Source organism: Nocardia sp. NBC_00403, assembly GCF_036046055.1.
In the GTDB taxonomy this organism is placed as follows: domain Bacteria; phylum Actinomycetota; class Actinomycetes; order Mycobacteriales; family Mycobacteriaceae; genus Nocardia.
This window is the reverse complement of the sequence record NZ_CP107939.1, coordinates 326,760-345,562: the sequence shown is the minus strand read 5'-3', so window position 1 is coordinate 345,562 and position 18,803 is coordinate 326,760. Positions and strand designations below refer to the sequence as shown.

General features: G+C 67.4%; 16 protein-coding genes. 11 read left to right on the top strand and 5 right to left on the bottom strand.

Annotated features, from left to right (window positions below; genetic code table 11):
* Positions 1–19: 19 nt before the first annotated feature.
* Both OHQ90_RS01335 and pnuC read right to left on the bottom strand, forming a co-directional pair.
* Positions 20–1,495 carry an MFS transporter gene (locus OHQ90_RS01335; RefSeq protein WP_328406717.1) on the bottom strand — a complete coding sequence of 492 codons (1,476 nt, stop codon included), beginning with the start codon at positions 1,493–1,495 and terminating at the stop codon, positions 20–22.
* A 110-nt stretch (positions 1,496–1,605) separates the two neighbouring features.
* The gene (gene pnuC / locus OHQ90_RS01330) at positions 1,606–2,304 is read right to left on the bottom strand and encodes a nicotinamide riboside transporter PnuC (RefSeq protein ID WP_328406716.1); all 699 of its coding nucleotides are present in this window, start codon (positions 2,302–2,304) and stop codon (positions 1,606–1,608) included.
* A 163-nt stretch (positions 2,305–2,467) separates the two neighbouring features.
* Between pnuC and OHQ90_RS01325 the strand changes: the two genes are divergently transcribed.
* The 4 genes from OHQ90_RS01325 (at position 2,468) to OHQ90_RS01310 (ending at position 6,092) form a co-directional block, all read left to right on the top strand.
* Positions 2,468–3,286 (top strand): ABC transporter ATP-binding protein, encoded by an 819-nt coding sequence (locus OHQ90_RS01325; RefSeq protein ID WP_328406715.1) that lies wholly within the window; start codon positions 2,468–2,470, stop codon positions 3,284–3,286.
* The gene (locus OHQ90_RS01320; protein WP_328406714.1) at positions 3,283–4,029 is read left to right on the top strand and encodes an ABC transporter permease; all 747 of its coding nucleotides are present in this window, start codon (positions 3,283–3,285) and stop codon (positions 4,027–4,029) included. The genes OHQ90_RS01325 and OHQ90_RS01320 overlap by 4 nt, the downstream gene beginning before the upstream one ends.
* Positions 4,030–4,184: 155 nt before the next feature.
* Entirely contained in the window at positions 4,185–4,922 is a 738-nt protein-coding gene (locus OHQ90_RS01315) for an ABC transporter permease (protein ID WP_328412458.1), read from the top strand.
* Positions 4,923–4,997: 75 nt separating this feature from the next.
* A complete protein-coding gene (locus OHQ90_RS01310; RefSeq protein ID WP_328406713.1) occupies positions 4,998–6,092 on the top strand; it encodes an ABC transporter substrate-binding protein in 1,095 nt (364 codons plus the stop codon).
* A gap of 268 nt (positions 6,093–6,360) precedes the next feature.
* Here the strand turns inward: OHQ90_RS01310 and OHQ90_RS01305 are convergent, their stop codons facing one another.
* Both OHQ90_RS01305 and OHQ90_RS01300 read right to left on the bottom strand, forming a co-directional pair.
* Positions 6,361–7,380 (bottom strand): XdhC family protein, encoded by a 1,020-nt coding sequence (locus OHQ90_RS01305; protein ID WP_328406712.1) that lies wholly within the window; start codon positions 7,378–7,380, stop codon positions 6,361–6,363.
* A gap of 13 nt (positions 7,381–7,393) precedes the next feature.
* Complete coding sequence (locus OHQ90_RS01300) at positions 7,394–7,912, bottom strand: nucleotidyltransferase family protein (protein ID WP_442941431.1); 519 nt, start codon at positions 7,910–7,912, stop codon at positions 7,394–7,396.
* 285 nt (positions 7,913–8,197) lie between these two features.
* Here OHQ90_RS01300 and uraD point away from each other — a divergent pair, with 285 nt between their 5' ends.
* From uraD to OHQ90_RS01280, 4 genes are read left to right on the top strand one after another with little or no spacing between them, the layout of a single operon-like run.
* Entirely contained in the window at positions 8,198–8,701 is a 504-nt protein-coding gene (uraD, locus tag OHQ90_RS01295; protein ID WP_328406710.1) for a 2-oxo-4-hydroxy-4-carboxy-5-ureidoimidazoline decarboxylase, read from the top strand.
* Positions 8,698–9,015, top strand: coding sequence for a hydroxyisourate hydrolase (gene uraH, locus OHQ90_RS01290; protein WP_328406709.1), 318 nt, complete (start codon positions 8,698–8,700; stop codon positions 9,013–9,015). The genes uraD and uraH overlap by 4 nt, the downstream gene beginning before the upstream one ends.
* Positions 9,016–9,022: 7 nt before the next feature.
* Positions 9,023–9,928: a factor-independent urate hydroxylase gene (gene pucL / locus OHQ90_RS01285; RefSeq protein WP_328406708.1), complete on the top strand. Its 906-nt coding sequence runs from the start codon at positions 9,023–9,025 to the stop codon at positions 9,926–9,928.
* Positions 9,925–11,286 (top strand): 8-oxoguanine deaminase, encoded by a 1,362-nt coding sequence (locus OHQ90_RS01280; RefSeq protein WP_328406707.1) that lies wholly within the window; start codon positions 9,925–9,927, stop codon positions 11,284–11,286. Before pucL ends, OHQ90_RS01280 begins: the two co-directional genes overlap by 4 nt.
* A gap of 99 nt (positions 11,287–11,385) precedes the next feature.
* Here the strand turns inward: OHQ90_RS01280 and OHQ90_RS01275 are convergent, their stop codons facing one another.
* Positions 11,386–12,531, bottom strand: coding sequence for a lycopene cyclase family protein (locus OHQ90_RS01275; protein ID WP_328406706.1), 1,146 nt, complete (start codon positions 12,529–12,531; stop codon positions 11,386–11,388).
* Positions 12,532–13,518: 987 nt separating this feature from the next.
* Here OHQ90_RS01275 and OHQ90_RS01270 point away from each other — a divergent pair.
* From OHQ90_RS01270 to OHQ90_RS01260, 3 genes are read left to right on the top strand one after another with little or no spacing between them, the layout of a single operon-like run.
* Entirely contained in the window at positions 13,519–14,376 is an 858-nt protein-coding gene (locus OHQ90_RS01270) for an FAD binding domain-containing protein (protein WP_328406705.1), read from the top strand.
* Positions 14,373–17,573, top strand: coding sequence for a molybdopterin cofactor-binding domain-containing protein (locus OHQ90_RS01265; RefSeq protein ID WP_328406704.1), 3,201 nt, complete (start codon positions 14,373–14,375; stop codon positions 17,571–17,573). Before OHQ90_RS01270 ends, OHQ90_RS01265 begins: the two co-directional genes overlap by 4 nt.
* Positions 17,574–17,611: 38 nt before the next feature.
* On the top strand, positions 17,612–18,784 hold the full coding sequence (locus OHQ90_RS01260) for a DUF6986 family protein (protein WP_328412456.1): 1,173 nt from the start codon (positions 17,612–17,614) through the stop codon (positions 18,782–18,784).
* The last annotated feature ends 19 nt before the right edge of the window (positions 18,785–18,803 follow it).

Below are 18,803 nucleotides of genomic sequence, written 5' to 3'. Positions count from 1 at the left end.
TCCCGTCGGTCGATGCGGGTCATGCGGTGGTCCCCGTGCTATCGGCGGGGACCGGCGAGACCGCGGACACCGGCCCACCCGCGGCGGGCGCGCCTACCGAATTCGATGATTCGGCCAGACCCGGTGCCACCGGCGCACCTCCGGGAATCAGCAGGCCGATCACCGCACCTGCGAGCGAGAGGAGCGCCGCCGTTCCGATCGCCGCGGCGAATCCATCGCTGAACGCCTGCACCGATCCGAACCCGCCGGCTGCCGCAAAGACCGCTGCGGGCACGGCAATGCCGAAAGCGCCGCCGAGTTGGCGCAGCGTGTTGAAGGTGCCCGACGCGGCCCCGACCGCAGACATCGGCACGGCACGCAGCACCGCACTCTGCGCCGCAGGTATCGCCATGGACACGCCGATACCCATGATCACGAACGGCGCGATCATGGCCGGATAGCGCAGATCGGGGTCGGCGATGAGCGCGATCCAGCCGAAACCGACACCCTGCATGAGCAATCCGGTGACGATGAGGGGGCGTTCGCCGAACCTGTTGATCTGCTTGCCCGCCACGGGCGCGACGAGGAACAGCGTCACCGTCCACGGCGCCAACCGGACGCCGGCACCGAGCGGACCCTGTTGCTGAACCACCTGCAGGAACTGGGCGAAGAAGAACGCGCCGCTGAAGACCGTGGCAAACAATAAGAATCCCACCGTATTTCCTGCGGAGAAGGCTCGGGACGAGAAGAACTGCATCGGCATCAGCGGTGTGCCGGTGCGCAACTCCCAGCGGACGAACCCGAACAGCCCCACCGCGCCGACGACGAACGCGCCGACTACTTCGGCACTGGCCCAACCGGACTCGTTGCCCCGAACCAGCCCCCACACCAGCCCGAGCGCGGCAACGCTCACCAGCACGATTCCTGGGTAGTCCACTGTTCGTGCGGCGCCGAAACTTTCGGCAAGCCGTGTGCGTACCAGTGGGACGAGCACCGCAACGATCGGGACGTTCAGCCAGAAGATCCATTGCCAGGCCAAGCCCTGCACCACCGCGCCACCGACCAGTGGGCCGCCGAGGGTGGCCAATCCGGTTACGGCGGCAAACAATCCGAGCGCCCGCGTCCGCTGCTCCGGCTGAAACGTGGCCGACAGCAACGCCATGGCCACCGGCAGCACGGCTGCGGCGCCCGCGCCCTGCGCGGCTCGCGCGGCGATCAGCCAGCCCAGGCTCGGTGCCAGCGCGCACCCGGCAGAGGCCACGCTGAATACGATCAGGCCGGCCGCGAGTACCCGCCTGCGGCCCAAGCGGTCGCCGAGCGCCGCGCCTGCCATCAGCAGCACCGCGAAACTCAGGGTGTAGGCGTTCATCGTCCATTCCAGCTCGGCGATCGACGCGTGTAAATCGAGCTGGATCGCGTGCAGCGCCGTGGTGACGATCAGGGAATCGAGCGTGATCATCAATGCGGAAAGCGAGGTCAGCGCCAGTACCCAGCGCTGACCGACGGTCATGTTCATCGCGAATTTCCTCCTCCGAAGGGGTTTCGCGAGTACTTACCTGCGCCGGCGTGCAGACTCATCGGAGTTGGAGAAGAAAATTTGTCGGCGGTCCGGCGAAGCTCCTGCGGCTACTGAAGACGCGTGAGCGGCACCGCGTCATGCTGCTGCGTCGGCTCGACGACAGGACGCAACGTTCGCGCCCAGACGACGAAGCCCCAGGCAACGAAGCCCGCATAGACCAAGTACAACGTGGCCGACGGGTAGTAGCCGGCCTTCAGCAGCAGCGGCACCCCGACCAGGTCGACGGCGATCCAGATGAGCCAGAATTCGGCGAGGCCACGGGCCATGCCGTAGGTGGCGAGCACCGAGCCGGTGAAGATCCATGCTTCGGCCCACGGCCCATAGGAGCCGATCAGGGCGAAGAGCTGCGCGAAAACGGCGGTGCCGATCAGCATGGCCGCGACGAGCAGCCAGCGCTCCCGCGTGCTCGCCCAACGCGGATCGACGCCGCGATGCTCCAGCCCGGTTTCGATGCGGGCATGGCGGTACCAGCTCCACCAGCCGTAGACGCTGACCGCGACGAACATCAGCTGGCGGCCGGCCTGCCCCGCCATATTCAAGTGCTGGGGTGTGTTGAAAATGCCGCCGACGAAAACCGTGAACAACAGCGTGTTGCCCGCGATCCCGATGGGCCAGGCCCAGACCCGACGCCGCATGCCACCGATCGCCGAGGCCAAACCGAAGCCGTTGCCGATCACCTCGCGCCACAGGATCTCCGAGCCTGCGATATGCAGCTTGGCGTCGAGCAGCGCATAAATCGGGTTCACGACCGGTGTAACCGTCGCCGGGCGGTTTCTCATCCGCACGGCGGTATTCCGTTCAGCCGGATTCGAACGAACAACGGCCCGAACGCGCCGCGCGTAACGATTGCGCAATCTGGGGTGGCGATTCGCAATATCCGTGCAACGACCTGCTCCTAGGGTTTGGTATATGAGCACGGCGAGCGATACCGGCGAGCAGGAGCCCAGCGGCGGGACGGGCATCCACATCAGCGGGTTGACGAAGACCTTCCGCGTCGGTAGGCGCACGGTGCACGCATTGGATTCGGTGGACCTGCATACCGAGCAGGGTGCGTTTCTTTCGCTGCTCGGGCCGTCGGGGTGCGGCAAGTCGACGGTGTTGCGCATCCTGGCCGGATTGGAGACGCCGACGGCGGGCAAGGCGCTCATCGATGGTGAGACGCCCGCCGAGTTGCGCGGTCACCACGAGCTCGGCATCGCCTTCCAGGATTCGGCGCTGCTGCCGTGGCGCTCGGTGGAGTCCAATATCAAGCTGCCCCTGCAGGTCGCGGGTCTCAAACCCGATCCGGATCAGATCGCCGACCTGGTCCGGCTGGTCGGGCTGGACGGTTTCGAGAAGGCCAAGCCCGCGCAGCTGTCCGGCGGTATGCGGCAACGAGTCTCGATTGCGAGGGCACTGGTGGTGAAGCCGACGGTGCTGCTGCTGGACGAGCCGTTCGGCGCGCTGGACGACATGACCAGGCAGCGCCTCAATCTGGAGTTGCTGCGGATCTGGACCGAGAAGCCCGCGACCACGCTGATGGTCACCCACGGCATCGCGGAGGCGGTATTCCTCTCCGATGTGGTCGCGGTGATGAGTCCGCGACCGGGTCGTGTGCTCGAGCTGGTGGAAATCGATCTGCCGCGCCCGCGCACCCCCGAGATGATGCGGACCCCCGAGTTCCACAAATTGCACGACTATCTCTCGGAGCTGTTGTTCGGGAAGTCGGGTAAGGGCGGCGTCGCATGAAACGCGCGGGCGGTCTGCTCGGCATCGTCGGGCTGATCGCGATCTGGTGGCTGCTCGCGGCGCTCGATGTGGCGGGCGGCACCATTCCGAGCCCGTGGCACGTGCTGGACACCATGTACAACGACGGCTGGGCGCTCTACGGCCCCAACTTCCGGATCACGGCATGGGGTGCGCTGAAAGGCTTCGTGTGGGGTAATGCGCTCGCCATCGGGCTGGCCATCCTGATCATGCTGATTCCGCCGATCGAACCGCTGGCCACCCAGTTGGCCATCCTCAGCTACTGCACGCCGCTGCTCGCGCTCGGACCGATCATCCTGGTGGTCTTCGGCGGTCGCACCCCGACGGTGTTCCTCGCCGCGATGTATTGCTTCTTCACCACCATGGTCGGAACGGTGACCGGTCTGCGCTCGGCCGACCAGACCAGCCTCGACCTGGTGCGTGCCTACGGCGGCGGGCGCTGGCAACAGTTGTATCGGGTGCAGGCGATCGCCGCGCTGCCGAATACGTTCGCGGCGTTGAAGATCGCCGCGCCCTCCGCGGTGCTCGGCGCGATCATCGGTGAATACCTCGGTGGCGTGGACAGCGGCATCGGAGTCGCGCTGACCGCCGCCCAAACCGCCTACAACGTGCCGCGCACCTGGGGTATGGCACTCGCGGCCGCGGCATTGGCCGGACTCGGCTACGCGATCGTCGCGTTGGCCGCCCGGCTGGTCGCGCCGTGGACGACACAGGAGGCCCGATGAGTGACCGAGCCGACGACCGGAACCCGACCGTGGCCCCTGCCCCGGCGGTCACCGCCGACACCCGCGCAGCGCGGCCGGGCGCTGCCGCGGGAACCATCGACGTGCTGCGGCGGATCGGGCGCTTCCTGTTCCCGCTGTTCACCTCGCTGCTGCTGATGCTCGCCATCTGGTACGTCTTCCTGAAGGCCTTCCCGCAGGTCGGGCCGCGGGTCGGCAAGACGCCGAGCGATATCTGGAAATACCTCGTCACCTCGGATAACGCGGGAACGGCGCGGCAGGCGATCTTCGACGATCTGCAGATCACGCTGCGTGATGCGGCCATCGGGTTCGGGCTCGGGATGGGGGCGGCGCTGGTGGTCGCCGCGCTGTTCGTGTCGTTCGCGGCGGTCGAGCAGACCTTCCTGCCGGTCGCGATGCTGCTGCGGTCGGTGCCGCTGGTGGCGCTCACTCCGATCATCGTGCTGGTGTTCGGGCGTGGGCTCGCCGGTGTCACGGTGATGGCCGCGATCGTGGTGTTCTTTCCGGCGCTGGTGATGATTATGGCGGGATTGCGCAACGCGCCACAGCATGCGATGGACCTGGTGACCGCCTACGGCGGCTCGCGCTGGACCGGGTTGCGGATGGTCGCGGTCCCGGCCGCGCTGCCCTCGGTGTTCGCCGCGGCCCGAATCTCGGTGCCCGGCGCACTGATCGGCGCGCTACTGGGTGAATGGCTCGGCAGTGGCACCGGTCTCGGCGCGAGCCTGATCCGCGCCATCCCGACATTCCAGTACAACAAGCTGTGGGCGTCGATCGTCATCGTCACCATCGTGTCGGTGATCCTGTACGCGATCGTCGGCGTGATCGAAAATCTCGTGCTCGCCCGATTCGGGCCGGAAGCCGGTCGCCGTTGATCGCGAATTCGGGCAAATCAACGCTCGGAACCTCAAAGTAAAGAAATCGAAACGGAATCGACCTAGATTCGGCGCATGACACCCGCGCAACGCTCCTCGTTCGGGCCGCAGCACCTGGACCGCCGTTCGTTCCTCCGCTACTCCGCACTGGCGGGAGCCGTGCTGAGCGGCACCGGGCTGCTGGCCGCCTGTGGCTCCGATTCCACCAGCTCATCGGGCGGCTCGATCGACGACGGTTCCAAATACGGCACCGTCGCGGTCCAGCTCTCCTGGTTGAAGAACATCGAATTCGCCGGTGAATACTTCGCCGATTCGAAGGGCTATTACAAGGACGCCGGTTTCGGTTCGGTCAACTTGATCGCGGGCGGCGCTGCGAGCACCTCGGTGGAGGCCGGGCTCGACACCGGAAAAGTGTGGCTCGGCCTTTCGGCGCCGCAGACCACCGCACCCGCGGTCCTGGAGGGCCTGCCCGCGAAAATCGTCGCGACCACCTATCAGAAGAACCCCTTCGCGATCGTCAGCTCCGCGGCCAAGCCGATCAAGACGCCGCAGGACATGAAGGGCCGCAGGATCGGTGTGCAGGACACCAATCAGCTGATATTCGGTGCGCTGCTGACCGCCAACGGTATGAAGCCGAGCGATGTCACTATCGTGCCCGCGCAATTCGATCCGACCCCGCTGGCCAACGGCGAGGTCGACGGCTGGGTCAGCTATGTGACCAACGAGCCGATCACCTTGGCCGCCAAGGGATTCGAGAACAACCACTTCTTGTTCGCCGATTACAACCTGCCGCTGGTCGCCGAGACGTTGACGGTCAAGCAGTCCACCATCGACAAGGAGCGCGACAAGCTCAAGGCTTTCCTGATCGCCGAGATCAAGGGCTGGAAGGACGCCATCGGGAACCCGGAGGAATCGGCGAGACTGGCCGTCGAGGTGTATGGCAAGGATCAGAAGCTCGATCTTGCCGAGCAGACCAAGGAGGCGATCGCGCAGAACGGTCTGGTGGTTTCGCAGGACACGACGGCCAACGGGCTGCTGAGCATGACCGATCACCTGATCGAGCAGAACATTGCCGCGCTGCGCAACGCCAAGATCGACATCAAGGCCGATCAGCTGTTCGATCTGTCCGTGCTGCGTGAGGTGTACGCCGAGAATCCCGGCCTGAAGTAGGCGTACCTCCGCCTTCGCTCCGGCCGTGCGCGGTTTGGGGGCGGACTTCGTCCGACTGTGCCTGTCAGGCGTACCTCCGCCTTCGCTGCGGCCGTGCGCGGTTTGGGGGCGGACTTCGTCCGACTGTGCCTGTCAGGCGTACCTCCGCCTTCGCTGCGGCCGTGCGCGGTTTGGGGGCGGACTTCGTCCGACTGTGCCCGTCAGGCGTACCTCCGCCTTCGCTGCGGCCGTGCGCGGTTTGGGGGCGGACTTCGTCCGACTGTGCCTATTAGGCGAACGCCTGCTCGGTATGCAAGGGGTCGCTGCTTTCGGATAGGTGCCGTCCGGTCCGACCGGACCGGGCGGCAAGCAGTTGCGCGGCGATCGAGACCGCGACCTCGGCGGCGGTCCGTGCGCCGACGTCGAGTCCGGCGGGGGAGTGCAGGCGGGCCAGGGTGGCATTGTCGAAGCCGCCCGCCTGGAGGTCTTCGATGCGCCGGACGTGGGCAGCCCTCGAGCCGATCGCTCCGAGATAACCGAGCTCGGGTAGTCGCAATGCCACTGTCAGCAGCGGGATCTCGAACTTCGGATCGTGCGAGAGCACGACGATCCCGGTGCTGCTGTCGATTTCACCCGCCGCCGACAGGGTGTTGAGATAGCGGTGCGGCCAGTCGACGACCACCTCGGCGCCGGGGAAGGCGTCGGGGGTGGCGACGGTGTCACGCGAGTCGCAGATGGTGACGCGATAGCCGAGCAGGTTTGCCTGCACGGTGAGCGCCGCGGCGAAGGCGTTGGCGCCGAAGATGAGCAATCGCGGCGGTGGCGGGAACGAGGCGACGAACAGATCCGATTCGGGCAGCGCGACCAACTCGGTGGCGTGCCGCTTGTCGGTGACCAGATGCTGGCCGATCAGGTCCGCGTCCGGATTCCACACCACCGTGAATACGGTGACCCGGCGCTGGGCCGCGATTTCGGCTGCGACAGTGGGGAATTCGGGAAAATCCCGGCGGGAGAACGGTTCGATGAACACATCGATCATGCCACCGGAGTCCAGGCCCGCCTCACCGATGGGAACGCCGAAACGGTGCAGCCCGCGCCTGCCCGTGCGGGCGGCCTCGACGGCGGCATCGTAGATGGTCGATTCGACGGAGCCGCCGAGCACCGAGCCGTAGATGGAGCCGTTCGCGTCGACCAGGATCGCGGAACCCACCGGCAGGGAACCGGAACCGATTGTGCGCACGATGGTGGCCAGCCCTCCGGTACGTCCGGAATGCCATAGTCGCAGTAAATCTTCGACAATGTCACGCATCTGTTAGCTCCGATCACCGTGCGGCCGAGGCCGGGTAATCACGATCGTTCCCCGTCGCCAAATCGTCGCACGTGACGCACACCATATCGTTCTTACCGGACAAATAGGTGCGGGCGCCCGAATCTCCTACGGCTTGCTTACACGCCGTGGTCCAGTGCTTGTGCGCGAGCACAACGGGGTGCCCCGGTGTGTCGTGAAACACAGCACGGGCCAGGCCGCTCGGTGCCGCGAAGGCGGCGGCGGTGACCCTGGCGACGACATCGGCTCCGACATCGGGGGTGTCCACCGGCATGATCGCCGCGTACCCGGCGGCGGTATCCTCCGCTGCGATCAGCCCGGCCCGGAACGAGGCGCCGAGTCCGGTGGCCCAGTCCGCCGCCCATACGTGGCGCACGTCAGGGGGCAGGTCGACGATGTCCGGCGACGGGCCTGTCGCGCCGAGTACCACGATGATCGGATCGCAGCCGCCATCGCGCAGTGCCGTCACTGCCGCACGCAGCCAGGCGCCGTCTTCGGCGAGCACCTTCGGCATTCCGTAGCGCTTTCCCGCGCCCGCGGCGAGCACGATGCCTACGCACTCGGGGGTGTCGGCGGCGCCGGCCCGGCCCGCACCACGTGCTGCTTCGGCGCCGTGTTCGGTGCCGGCGCCGTGGTTGGGAACACCCATAGAGAGAACGGTAGTCCGCGACCGTTGCCGGCAGGTTTCCCACAGGTGGTATGCAGCTGTCGAACCATCTCGGCGCGTCTACGCGACACGCCGGACGCGATCTCTGTCGTTCGAGTGGCAACCGGGCTGTTCGTATTCGATGCTGGATCGATGACACAGGACGGGGAGGGCCTCGCGCCGTTCAACGCGCTGCCCGAGACGGACGCCGTCGCGACATTGCTCGATTGTTGCTCGGCGCCCGCGTGGGCCCGTGCGGTGGCTTCCGGGCGACCGTATGCCACTGTCGAAGTTCTCCTCGAAACGGCCGATACGGCACTGGCCGAACTGTCCGAATCGGAGATCGACCGCGCACTCGACGGGCACCCCAGGATCGGGGACCGGCCGGACACCGCGGCGTCGGCGCGCGAGCAGGCCGCCGTGGCCACCGCCGGGGATTCGATACGGGCCGCGCTCGCCGAGGGCAACCGCGCCTACGAGCAGCGGTTCGGTCACATCTACCTGGTGTGTGCGACCGGCAAATCCGGTGCCGAGCTGCTCGAACTGCTGCACGCCAGGCTCGGCAACGATCCGCAGACCGAAAGGCGCGTGATGCGAACAGAATTGGCGAAGATCAATCGAATCCGATTGCGCCGCCTGCTCGGCGCCGCCGCATGAGCACGCTGAGCACCCATGTGCTCGACGCGGTTCGTGGTGCGCCTGCGGCAGGCGTCGCGGTGGCGCTGCACGGCGGCCGGGAGCAGCTCGATGCGGGCGTGACCGATGCCGACGGGCGGATCGGCGCACTCGGCGGGACCCTCGCCGCAGGCACCTATCGGCTGGTGTTCGATACCGGATCCTATTTCGAGCGGCTGCGGGTCGATTCGTTCTTTCCCGAGGTCTCGATCACATTCGTTGTCACCGAGGAGCGGCACTACCACGTCCCGTTGTTGCTGTCGCCCTTCGCTTTTTCCACCTATCGAGGGAGCTGATCCATTCATGGAACTGACCGGGCCGATCGTGCTGTCCGACAACCGGTACGGCAAGGCCGAGAACCGCGTCGTCCGGATCTACCGCGACCAGGCACGCCACGAGATCCGCGACCTGAACGTATCCACGGTGCTGCGTGGTGATTTCGCCGACGCCTACATCAGCGGTGACCAGTCGAAGGTGCTGCCCACCGACACCCAGAAGCACACGGCGTACGCGTATGCGAAGCAGCCGGGGATCCAGACCATCGAGGATTATGCGCTCGCGTTGGCCGGGCACTTCGTCGACGACATCGAACCCGTCGACAGTGCGCGAATCGAGGTCGAAGAGTATGCCTGGCAGCGGGTTTCGGTCGACGGCAGCGAGCACGACCACACTTGGACCAGATCGGGCCCCGAGGTGCGCACGGCAACGGTCACTGTCGCGGGCAAGGGCAGCGACCAGCGGGCCTGGGTGATCGGTGGCGTGCAGGACCTGGTGATCCTGAAGTCGACCGGCTCCGAGTTCGCAGACTTCCTGACCGACGAATTCACCGTGCTCGCACCGACCCACGACCGCATGCTGGCCACCTCGCTCATTGCGCAGTGGCGGTTTGCGACCACCGTCGGCGTCGATTGGGATGCGGTGTACACCGGTGTCCGGGCCCGGTTGGTCGAGGCGTTCGCGACACTGCATTCGAAGGCATTGCAGCAGACGCTGTTCGCCATGGGATCGGCCGCGCTGGAGGCCTATCCGGTGCTCGCCGAGATCCGGCTCGCCGCGCCGAACAAACACCACTTCGACTACGACCTCGGCAGATTCGGGATCGACACGCACGGTGAGGTGTTCCATGCCGACGATCGGCCCTACGGGCTGATCCACGCCACGGTGTCACGCGAAGACGCGCCTGACGGGGGGCCGGCATGGCGGGCATGAGCGAACCGACGCTGGTCATCGACGGGTGTGCTGTCGCGACGGTCGATGCGGCGGGCACGGAGTTCCGCCGCGGCTATGTGACAGTGCATGGCAACAGGATCGGCGCGGTCGCCGCAGGTGATGCCCCCGATTTCGGTGGCGTGCCACACATCGATGGGCGTGGCTGCCTGCTGACTCCCGGCCTCGTGAACACCCATCACCATCTCTACCAGTGGATCACCCGGGGTTTGGCGGCGGACAACACCCTGTTCGAGTGGCTCACCACGCTCTATCCGATCTGGGCGGGCATCGACGAGCAGGCAGTGCGGGTCGCGGCGACCGGAGCGTTGTCGGCGCTGGCGCGCACCGGCTGCACCACCACGACCGACCACCATTACGTCTTTCCGCAGGAGGGCGGTGACCTGCTCGGCGCGGAAATCGCGGCCGCCGAGCAGGTCGGGCTGCGCTTCCACCCGTGCCGCGGCTCGATGGACCTCGGCGCGAGTTCTGGTGGGCTGCCACCGGATCGCGTGGTGGAATCGCTGGACACCGTGCTGGCCGCGAGCGCGGAGGCGATCGCCCGCTGGCATGATCCGTCGTTCGATTCGATGCTGCGCATCGCGCTCGCCCCTTGCTCGCCGTTCTCGGTCACCGTGGACCTCATGCGGGAATCCGCCGCGCTCGCCCGCGATTCCGGGGTGCGCCTGCACACCCACTTGGCCGAGACCGTCGATGAGCAGGATTTCTGCGCGACGCAGTTCGGTTGCACCCCAGCGGAATACATGGAACAGCTCGGCTGGATCGGTCCCGACGTCTGGTTCGCACACGCCGTGCACATCGACGATGCGGCCATCACCTCGATTGCGCGGTCCGGCACCGGCATCGCGCACTGCCCCACCTCCAACAGCCGCCTCGGCGCAGGCATCGCCCGCACCGCCGACCTGGTCGCCGCGGGCGCGGCCGTCGGCCTCGGTGTGGACGGCGCGGCCAGCAACGAGTCCAGCTCGATGATCGAGGAGCCACGCAACGCCCTCCTCTACGCCCGCGCCATCGGCGGCCCGCGCGCACTGAGCGTCCGAACAGCCTTGGCGCTGGCCACCATCGGCGGCGCCCGAGTACTCGGCCGCGATACCGAGATCGGCTCGATCGAACCGGGCAAGCTGGCCGACCTGGCCCTGTGGCGACTCGACACCCCCGCGCACGCGGGCATCGACGACCCGGTCACCGCACTGATCCTCGGCTCGGCCCCACCGCTCGCCACACTGATCGTGAACGGACGCGAGGTCGTTCGCGACGGCGAGGTCCGGACCGTCGACGAGCAGACCGTCGGAGCCCAGGTAGCCCGGGAGCAGGCGGCGTTGGTCGCGAAGGCGGGTTGATCCGACCCGGCTGCGCGGGAGCGATGATTCGACGTCGGCTCGGCCTCACCCGAAATCGGACTCATCCGCTGGACCGTCTCGCGTGATCGAACACCCAGATCAGGACACAGCTATCTCGGTCCGGTCGCCGCTGCGAGGACGGCGGCCCGCCAGGACTGTCAGCTGATCGAAGTCGTATCCCACCCAACGGTCCCGGTTGGTCCAGCCGACCAGGTCGTAGCGCCATCGGAACGGACGCACGTGCGCGACTGTGTCGAACAGAACAGTCCCCAGCGCGGCGTAGTCGTCGTGCGCGGACAGCAACGCCCGCTGTCCACGCGGCGAGGCGCTGAAGAAAGACTCGAACATCGCCATCGACTGATCGGTGGTGAGCCTGCCCAGGCCCCGCAGCCCGCGCATCCGCATCCAGTAGACCAGCCGGGCCCGCCAGGGCCACAGTGCGGCGACCGGATCACGCTCCTCGCTCACCGCGCTGACCGCGGTGTCCACCAGCGTCAGTGAGTCGGCCACGCTGTAACTGGTGGTCGGGTGCATCATGCCGCCGCGCGAGCCGAACGGAATCGCCCCGACCACGCCATTTTTCGGTGGCGGCTGATCCAGTGGGTAGTGCGGGGCCTCGCTCGGTTCCTCACCTGTAACCCGGATGCCATGAGCGGCGAGCCGATTCAGCAAACGCTCGCGCAGCTCACGCTGAGGCATACCACCGCGCAGGCCGAGACTGGTCTCCTCGAAGACCACCGTGCCATCGCCAACCGGCACCGCGTACAGAAACGACGGCGGCTCGTCCGGGCCCGCGCCGTTGTCGGGACGCCAATCCAGCAGCAATCCTTCACCATCGGTGACCATCGGCGCCGCTGTTTCGGCGGACACGAAAATGCCGTGCGCGGTGACTGCGAGGCGCTGTTCGACCGGCGGGAGCCCACGGGCATCGAAAACCGTGGCCGCGCGGACGATCGTGCCGTCAGCGAGCTCTACTTTGTGCGCGTTCACCCGGGTGGCCCGGCCGGTCAGCACAGTAGCGTCGTCGAGCGGCAGGGCGTCGCGCAGTCCCGGTTTGGACAGCACGCAGTAGGGTCGCTCGATGCGGCGCTCGGTGTTGGTCCACACCGTCGGAGCCTCGATGCGGGTGGCAATCGCACTGGGAGGCAGCCACTCCGGTAGTTCATCGACCCAGCAAGCATAGGTCGGCGACCACAACCGCTCCGGCCGCGGATCGATCGCTGTGACGTAGAGCCCGGCACGCATCGCACGATGAGCTAACGCGCGCCCCGTCGGGCCGAGTCCAACCACGCAAAGATCTATTTCCAAGCCCACCAGGGCAGTGTGCACAGATCAACCCGGCACCCACGGCTGGAAACTGCCCATCTTTGGGAGGCGCCGGCCCAAGCCCGTCGCCCCGACCGGCGCCGCGCAGCAGGTGCTACCACGCCGTCGGCTTTCACGAACAACACGCCGTTGTGCCGCGCGGCGTCCTCGGCCCCGGGCGATACACGACCCCGGCACGCCTGATAACAGCCTGTCGCCGTATCCGGTGTCGTCCGCTCGGTCCGTTGCCTCATCGGCGCCGGAACATCTGCTGTTGGCGCGGGCTGGGCGTGAAGTAGGGCCGTTCGGTGACCGACCGCGGCCGGGCTCAGCTTGCTGGCGCGGTTCTGTCCGTCCCGGCCAAAGGGCAGGCTCTACCGCGGTGTCGAGGTAGTCGGTCGGTGCGGGGCCCGGCCGCATGAAGTCGAAGGAGCCGCGTGAAGTCTAAGGATCGGATGGTACGACCGCTCGTATCGGTGCCGCGATCGGCGCGGGCTCGTTGACTGTTGCTGTCGCAGACAGTGCGCTTGCGAACAGCACGTTGTGTTCGGACCAGTCGTGCAGGATGACCGGTGCGGTGCGGTGCGGTGTGGTGGGAGGCTGGATGATGTCCGGTTCGGGCGGTCGGCTTGGTTGCACTGTGGTGATCTCGGACGGTTGAAAAGGATATTGCGGCATCACGGCTGGGTGAGCTGGTGAATGCGGCGATGCTGGCCGGAAGCCGGAAGCCGGAAGCCGGAAGCCGGAAGCCGGAAGCCGGAAGCCGGAAGCCGGAAGCCGGAAGCCGGAAGCCGGAAGCCGGAAGCCGGAAGCCGGCAGCTGGTGGCGTCGCGGTAACGATGGCGCAATGTGGAGCGGGTGTCGTGCAACATCGCGGCAACTCTCGGCTTCTACTGTGGCGGCAGAGGTAGTGGAGTGAGGTGAGACGTGGACCTGGATACGATCCGGGCGGTGACGGTGGCGCGCGAGCGGGCTGACCTCGGGGTGGTGGGCGGCTCGTGCGGGGTTCTCGCCGGGGGCACTTTCCTGTTCTCCGAGCCGCAGGAGCGGCTGGAGCGGCTTGTCGACATCACCGGGCTCGGCTGGACCGCGTTGTCGGAGACGCCGGAAGGCTTGGAGATCGCGGCTACCTGCACATTGGCCGAATTCGCCGGTGCGGGGCCCGGCCGTGAACTCGGCTTGCCGATGCTGCGTAACGAGTGGCCGGGGACGGCGCTGTTCGCGCCGGGCTGCCGGGCGCTGCTCGCCTCACACAAGATCTGGCGGACCGCGACCGTTGGCGGCAATGTGTGCTTGGCGTTGCCCGCGGGTGGGGTACTCGGTGCGGTGACCGCACTCGACGGGGTCGCACTGGTGTGGTCGCCGGACGGAACCGATCGACGTATCCCGTTGCGGGAGTTCGTTATCGGCCCGGGCGTCCAGGTATTGCGGCCGAACGAGGTGTTGCGATCGATCACCATCCCGATGCGAAGCCTGCTGTCGCGCACTGCTTTCCGGAAGATCGCATTATCGCCGCTGGGTCGCTCCGGGGCGGTGGTGATGGGTCGGCGCGAGCCAGGCGATCGGTGCGCGCTCACCATCACCGCGGCAACCAGCCGCCCGATTGTGCTGGATTTCGCCGAACCACCGAGCTCTGCTCAGGTGCACACAGCCATCGAGTCGATCGATCCGGCGCTCTGGTTCGACGACCCGCACGGCGCACCGGACTGGCGCTGCCACGTCACCGGCCGTCTGGCCGCGCAGGTCGCCGCGGAGCTGTGCCCCGAAACGGGTGAGCCACTATGAAATTCGAGGTCGACGGCAAGCTCGTGCAGGCGGACCCCCGCCCCGGCCAGTGCCTGCGCACCCTGCTCCGCGAAACCGGCAACCTGGCCGTGAAGAAGGGCTGCGACGCAGGTGACTGCGGCGCCTGCTCGGTGCAACTCGACGGCATGACCGTCCACTCCTGCATCATCCCCGCCTACCGCGCTGCCGACCGCACCATCACCACGGCCTCCGGCCTCGGCACCACTACCGACCTACACCCCGTGCAACAGCAATTCATCGACGCGGCGGCCTTCCAATGCGGCTTCTGCACCGCAGGCATGGTGGTCACCGCCGCGGGCCTCGGCTGCGGCAGCCCATCGACAACGCCCGACACCGCCGACCTACCCGAGCTGATGAAGGGAAACCTCTGCCGCTGCACGGGATATCGCGCCATCACCGACGCACTGACCGCCGCAGCCGCGAAACCCGAGCCGGCCGCGCATGCGGTGCCTGCGGAAGCTGGATCCGACGTTCGCGCCCAGCACCGGGTCGACCCCGGCGCGGCCGCTGACCGGGCCCCGGCCTCCGACCTCGGAACCGGTGCTGGTCCGAGGGCTGCTGCCGGTCTCGATCCGTCTGCTGGCCTCAGCGTGGTCGCTGACCGGGCCACGGCCTCCGACCTCGGAACCGGTGCTGGTCCGAGGGCTGCTGCCGGTCTCGATCCGTCCGCTGGCCTCAGCGCCGCTGCTGACCTGCGTCCGGCCGCTGGCTTGCGTGCGGACGAGGGCGGTGGTGCGACCTCCGACCTAGGACAGGCCGCCGACGCTGGTGCGGCCGCTGATCTGCGGCCCGCTGCTGACATTGGTGCGGCCGCTGGCCCCGGCACGGCTGCCGGCCTGTGCGCACCCGCTGCCACCGGTATATTTCCTGACCGCGGCTCGGGGCAGATCGGGACGGGAACCGCGGCACCGGCGTCCGCTCGTGTCGTGACCGGTACGGAAGCATTTACCTTCGACGTCCGTGCCCTCGATGCCGACCCCACGGCCGACCCGGCGATGGCCCCGCCGACCGCGCCACTGCATATCGCGGTGCTGCCGAGCCCGCACCCACATGCGCGGATCGTCTCGATCAATACCTCGGCCGCCGAAGCCCTCCCCGGCGTGCATGCGGTGCTCACCTGGGCCGACGCACCGGATGTCGCGTTTTCGACTGCGCGCCACGAGTTCCGGATGGACGATCCTGATGACACCTATGTACTGGACCGGACGATGCGCTTCGTCGGGCAGCGAGTGGCCGCTGTCGTCGCCGATAGCGTGGATATTGCCAGGGCGGCGTGCCGGGCATTGCTGGTGGAGTACGAGCTGCTGCCCGCGGTCTTCGAACCGGCGCGGGCGCTGAGCCCGCGGGCGCCGAAACTGCATGGTGATAAACGGAATTCGGCTCGGATCGCGGATGCGCAGCGAAATCTGGTCGCCGAGGTGCACGGCGAGGTGGGTGATGTGGCTGCGGGGCTGGACGCGGCCGCCCATGTGGTGCACGGAGTGTGGCATTCGCCGCGCGCCCAGCATGTGCATTTGGAGACACACGGTGGCATCGGCTGGTTGGACGAGCAGAGCAGGCTGGTGATCAGGTGCAGTACCCAGGTGCCGTTCTTGGTGCGGGACGAATTGTGTGAAGTCTTCGGTCTGTCTCGGGAACGGGTGCGGGTGTTCGCGACCCGGGTCGGCGGCGGTTTCGGCGCCAAGCAGGAGATGCTGGCCGAGGATCTCATTGCCCTGGCGGTGTTGCGCACCGGGCGGCCGGTCCAGTACGAGTTCACCAGGTCCGACGAGTTCACCGCGGCGACGAGTAGGCATCCGATGCGCGTCGAGGTGACCGCCGGCGCCGGCGCCGACGGCACGTTGACCGCCCTTGCTGTCGATGTGCTCTCCGATGCGGGCGCTTACGGCAATCACAGCGTGGGCGTGATGTTCCACGGTGTGGGCGAGTCGGTGGAGGTCTACCGCTGCGTCAATAAACGGGTCGACGCCCAGGCGGTGTACACCAACAACATTCCGTCGGGCGCGTTCCGCGGGTACGGCCTCGGGCAGATCATCTTCGGGGTCGAGTCGGCGCTCGACGAGCTCGCGCGGGCTACCGGTATCGACCCGTTCGAGTTCCGCCGCCGTAACGTGGTGGTGCCAGGAGATCGGCTCGTCGGTGCGGAAGTCGACGACAGCGACCTGATGATCGGTAGCTACGGCCTGGACCAGTGCATCGACCTGGCCGAACGAGCACTGCTGCGCGGTAACGGTATTGCCGCTCCCGGCCGGGAGTGGCGCGTCGGCGAGGGCATGGCGCTGTCCATGATCGCCACCATTCCGCCGCGTGGACATCGCTCCGAAGCAACGGCCACCCTGCTGGCCGACGGACGCTACGAGATCCGGGTCGGCACTGCGGAATTCGGCAATGGCACCACCACGGTGCACGCGCAGCTCGCGGCCACGGCGCTGAACGCCGATGTGCGGCAGGTGGTGATCCGGCAGTCGGACACCGATCTGGTCGGACATGACACCGGCGCGTTCGGATCGACCGGGATAACGGTGGCGGGCAAAGCCTGCTACTCGGCGGCGCTGTCGCTGCGTGACCGGATGCTGGCCAGGGCATCCGAGCTGTCCGGACTGCCCGCGTCGGAATGCGAACTGCGCCCCGGTGGTGTCCGCTGCGGTGATCGACTGCTCGTCGCGGCGGAACTCCTGGCCAATGGTGAGCTGTCCGGCCGCGGCGATCATGACGGCAGCCCACGTTCGGTCAGCTTCAACGTGCACGCCTTCCGGGTCGCGGTTCACCCGGACACCGGATCAGTGCGCATCCTGCAGTCCATCCAGGCCGTCGACGCGGGCACCGTGCTCAACCCGGTGCAGTGCCGCGGTCAGGTGGAGGGCGGCGCGGCGCAGGCCATCGGCACCGCGCTCTACGAGGACATGCGCAGCGACCGCGGTGTGGTGACCACCCGGACATTGCGGCACTACCACATCCCACAGTTCGCCGACCTGCCCCGCACCGAGGTGTACTTCGCCGAAACCGCCGATGACCTCGGCCCGCTCGGTGCCAAGTCGATGAGTGAATCGCCGTACAACCCGGTCGCCCCCGCCCTGGCCAATGCCATCCGCGATGCTGTCGGAGTACGACTGGACCGGTTGCCGATGACGGCCGACCGGATCTGGCATGTCATTCAGAAAGGAGCGCAGGGGTGACCCGGCTACCCGAAGACGTTCGTGCCCGAATCGACGCGATGCTCGACCCGGTCGACGCCGAACTGCTTGCGCGTTATCCAGGCCCCGACCGCCGGGCGCAGCCCATTCACACGGCATACGTGTCCGCCGATCGCGTCACCGCCGAAACGCCCGTGGCATGGGGTGCGGCGGCAACGGAACTGCTCGACCGCCACCACGACCTGCTCGCCGAGCTCGACAGCACCCGGTCCCTGCCCGCCGTGCGCGACCGCCTCCAGCGCAACCCGATCCAGGATCTGCGCATCGACTTCGAGGACGGCTATGGATTCCGTTCCGACGACGAGGAAGACAAGGCCGCCATCACCGCAGGCGCGGTGCTGTCTGCCTGGGCGGAACAATCCGACGGCCCGGCAAGTTTCGGCATTCGGACGAAGGGTCTTGCGGACGCGGAACGCCACAGAGCCCTGCGCACCCTCGAGTTGGTGCTCGACGCGGCGGGCGGCGTCCCGGCAGGCTTCGTATTTACCGTGCCCAAGATTCGAGCGGCAGAACAGGTTTCGGCTCTCGTCGCCCTCTCCGAAGCCTTCGAGCGGGGCTATGGCCTGGCTGAAGGCACCTTGCGTTTCGAGCTCCAGATCGAGAGCCCGCAGGCCGTCATTGCCGCCGACGGCACCACACCGATAGCAAGAATGATCGGCCTTGCTGGTGGTCGCTGCAGCGGATTGCATTTCGGCACATACGATTACACGGCCGCCTGCGGTATCGCCGCGCCAGATCAGGCGCTCGATCATCCGGCCGCGGACTACGCCAAGTCCGTCATGCAGGCGGCCGCGGCGCAAACGGGTGTGTGGATCTGTGACGGCTCCACCCAGATCGTGCCCGACACCGAACCCGAAGCCGCACTGCGCAACCATCATCGGCTGGTCACCCGATCGCTGCGTCGTGGGTACTACCAGGGCTGGGACATGCACCCCGGGCATTTGATCACCCGCTGGCTGGCCACCTACGAGTTCTTCCGGCAGGCCACCGCCATCGCGGTCCCGCGCCTGCAGGCTTATCTCGAACGGCGATCCGGCGGGGTCATGGACGAGCCCGCCACCGCGGAAGCCTTGGCCGCCACCGTCTTACGCGGCGTGAACTGCGGCGCGCGCGGCGCGGGTGAGCTCGGCGACCTGACTATCGAGGTGCTGCAAGCGCTGGTCTCGCGCGCGCCGATCCCGCAGGGGGCGTAGATGAACAACCAAGCTCCGG

Coding starts and splice junctions, on each gene's coding strand:
- OHQ90_RS01305 (WP_328406712.1), bottom strand. CDS start 7,380: ATGCGTGACATTGTCGAAGATTTACTGCGACTATGGCATTCCGGACGT.
- uraD (WP_328406710.1), top strand. CDS start 8,198: ATGACACAGGACGGGGAGGGCCTCGCGCCGTTCAACGCGCTGCCCGAG.
- OHQ90_RS01280 (WP_328406707.1), top strand. CDS start 9,925: ATGAGCGAACCGACGCTGGTCATCGACGGGTGTGCTGTCGCGACGGTC.
- OHQ90_RS01315 (WP_328412458.1), top strand. CDS start 4,185: ATGCTCGCCATCTGGTACGTCTTCCTGAAGGCCTTCCCGCAGGTCGGG.
- OHQ90_RS01325 (WP_328406715.1), top strand. CDS start 2,468: ATGAGCACGGCGAGCGATACCGGCGAGCAGGAGCCCAGCGGCGGGACG.
- OHQ90_RS01300 (WP_442941431.1), bottom strand. CDS start 7,912: ATGCCGAAGGTGCTCGCCGAAGACGGCGCCTGGCTGCGTGCGGCAGTG.
- uraH (WP_328406709.1), top strand. CDS start 8,698: ATGAGCACGCTGAGCACCCATGTGCTCGACGCGGTTCGTGGTGCGCCT.
- pucL (WP_328406708.1), top strand. CDS start 9,023: ATGGAACTGACCGGGCCGATCGTGCTGTCCGACAACCGGTACGGCAAG.
- OHQ90_RS01265 (WP_328406704.1), top strand. CDS start 14,373: ATGAAATTCGAGGTCGACGGCAAGCTCGTGCAGGCGGACCCCCGCCCC.
- OHQ90_RS01275 (WP_328406706.1), bottom strand. CDS start 12,531: ATGCGTGCCGGGCTCTACGTCACAGCGATCGATCCGCGGCCGGAGCGG.
- OHQ90_RS01260 (WP_328412456.1), top strand. CDS start 17,612: ATGCTCGACCCGGTCGACGCCGAACTGCTTGCGCGTTATCCAGGCCCC.
- OHQ90_RS01320 (WP_328406714.1), top strand. CDS start 3,283: ATGAAACGCGCGGGCGGTCTGCTCGGCATCGTCGGGCTGATCGCGATC.
- OHQ90_RS01335 (WP_328406717.1), bottom strand. CDS start 1,495: ATGAACATGACCGTCGGTCAGCGCTGGGTACTGGCGCTGACCTCGCTT.
- OHQ90_RS01310 (WP_328406713.1), top strand. CDS start 4,998: ATGACACCCGCGCAACGCTCCTCGTTCGGGCCGCAGCACCTGGACCGC.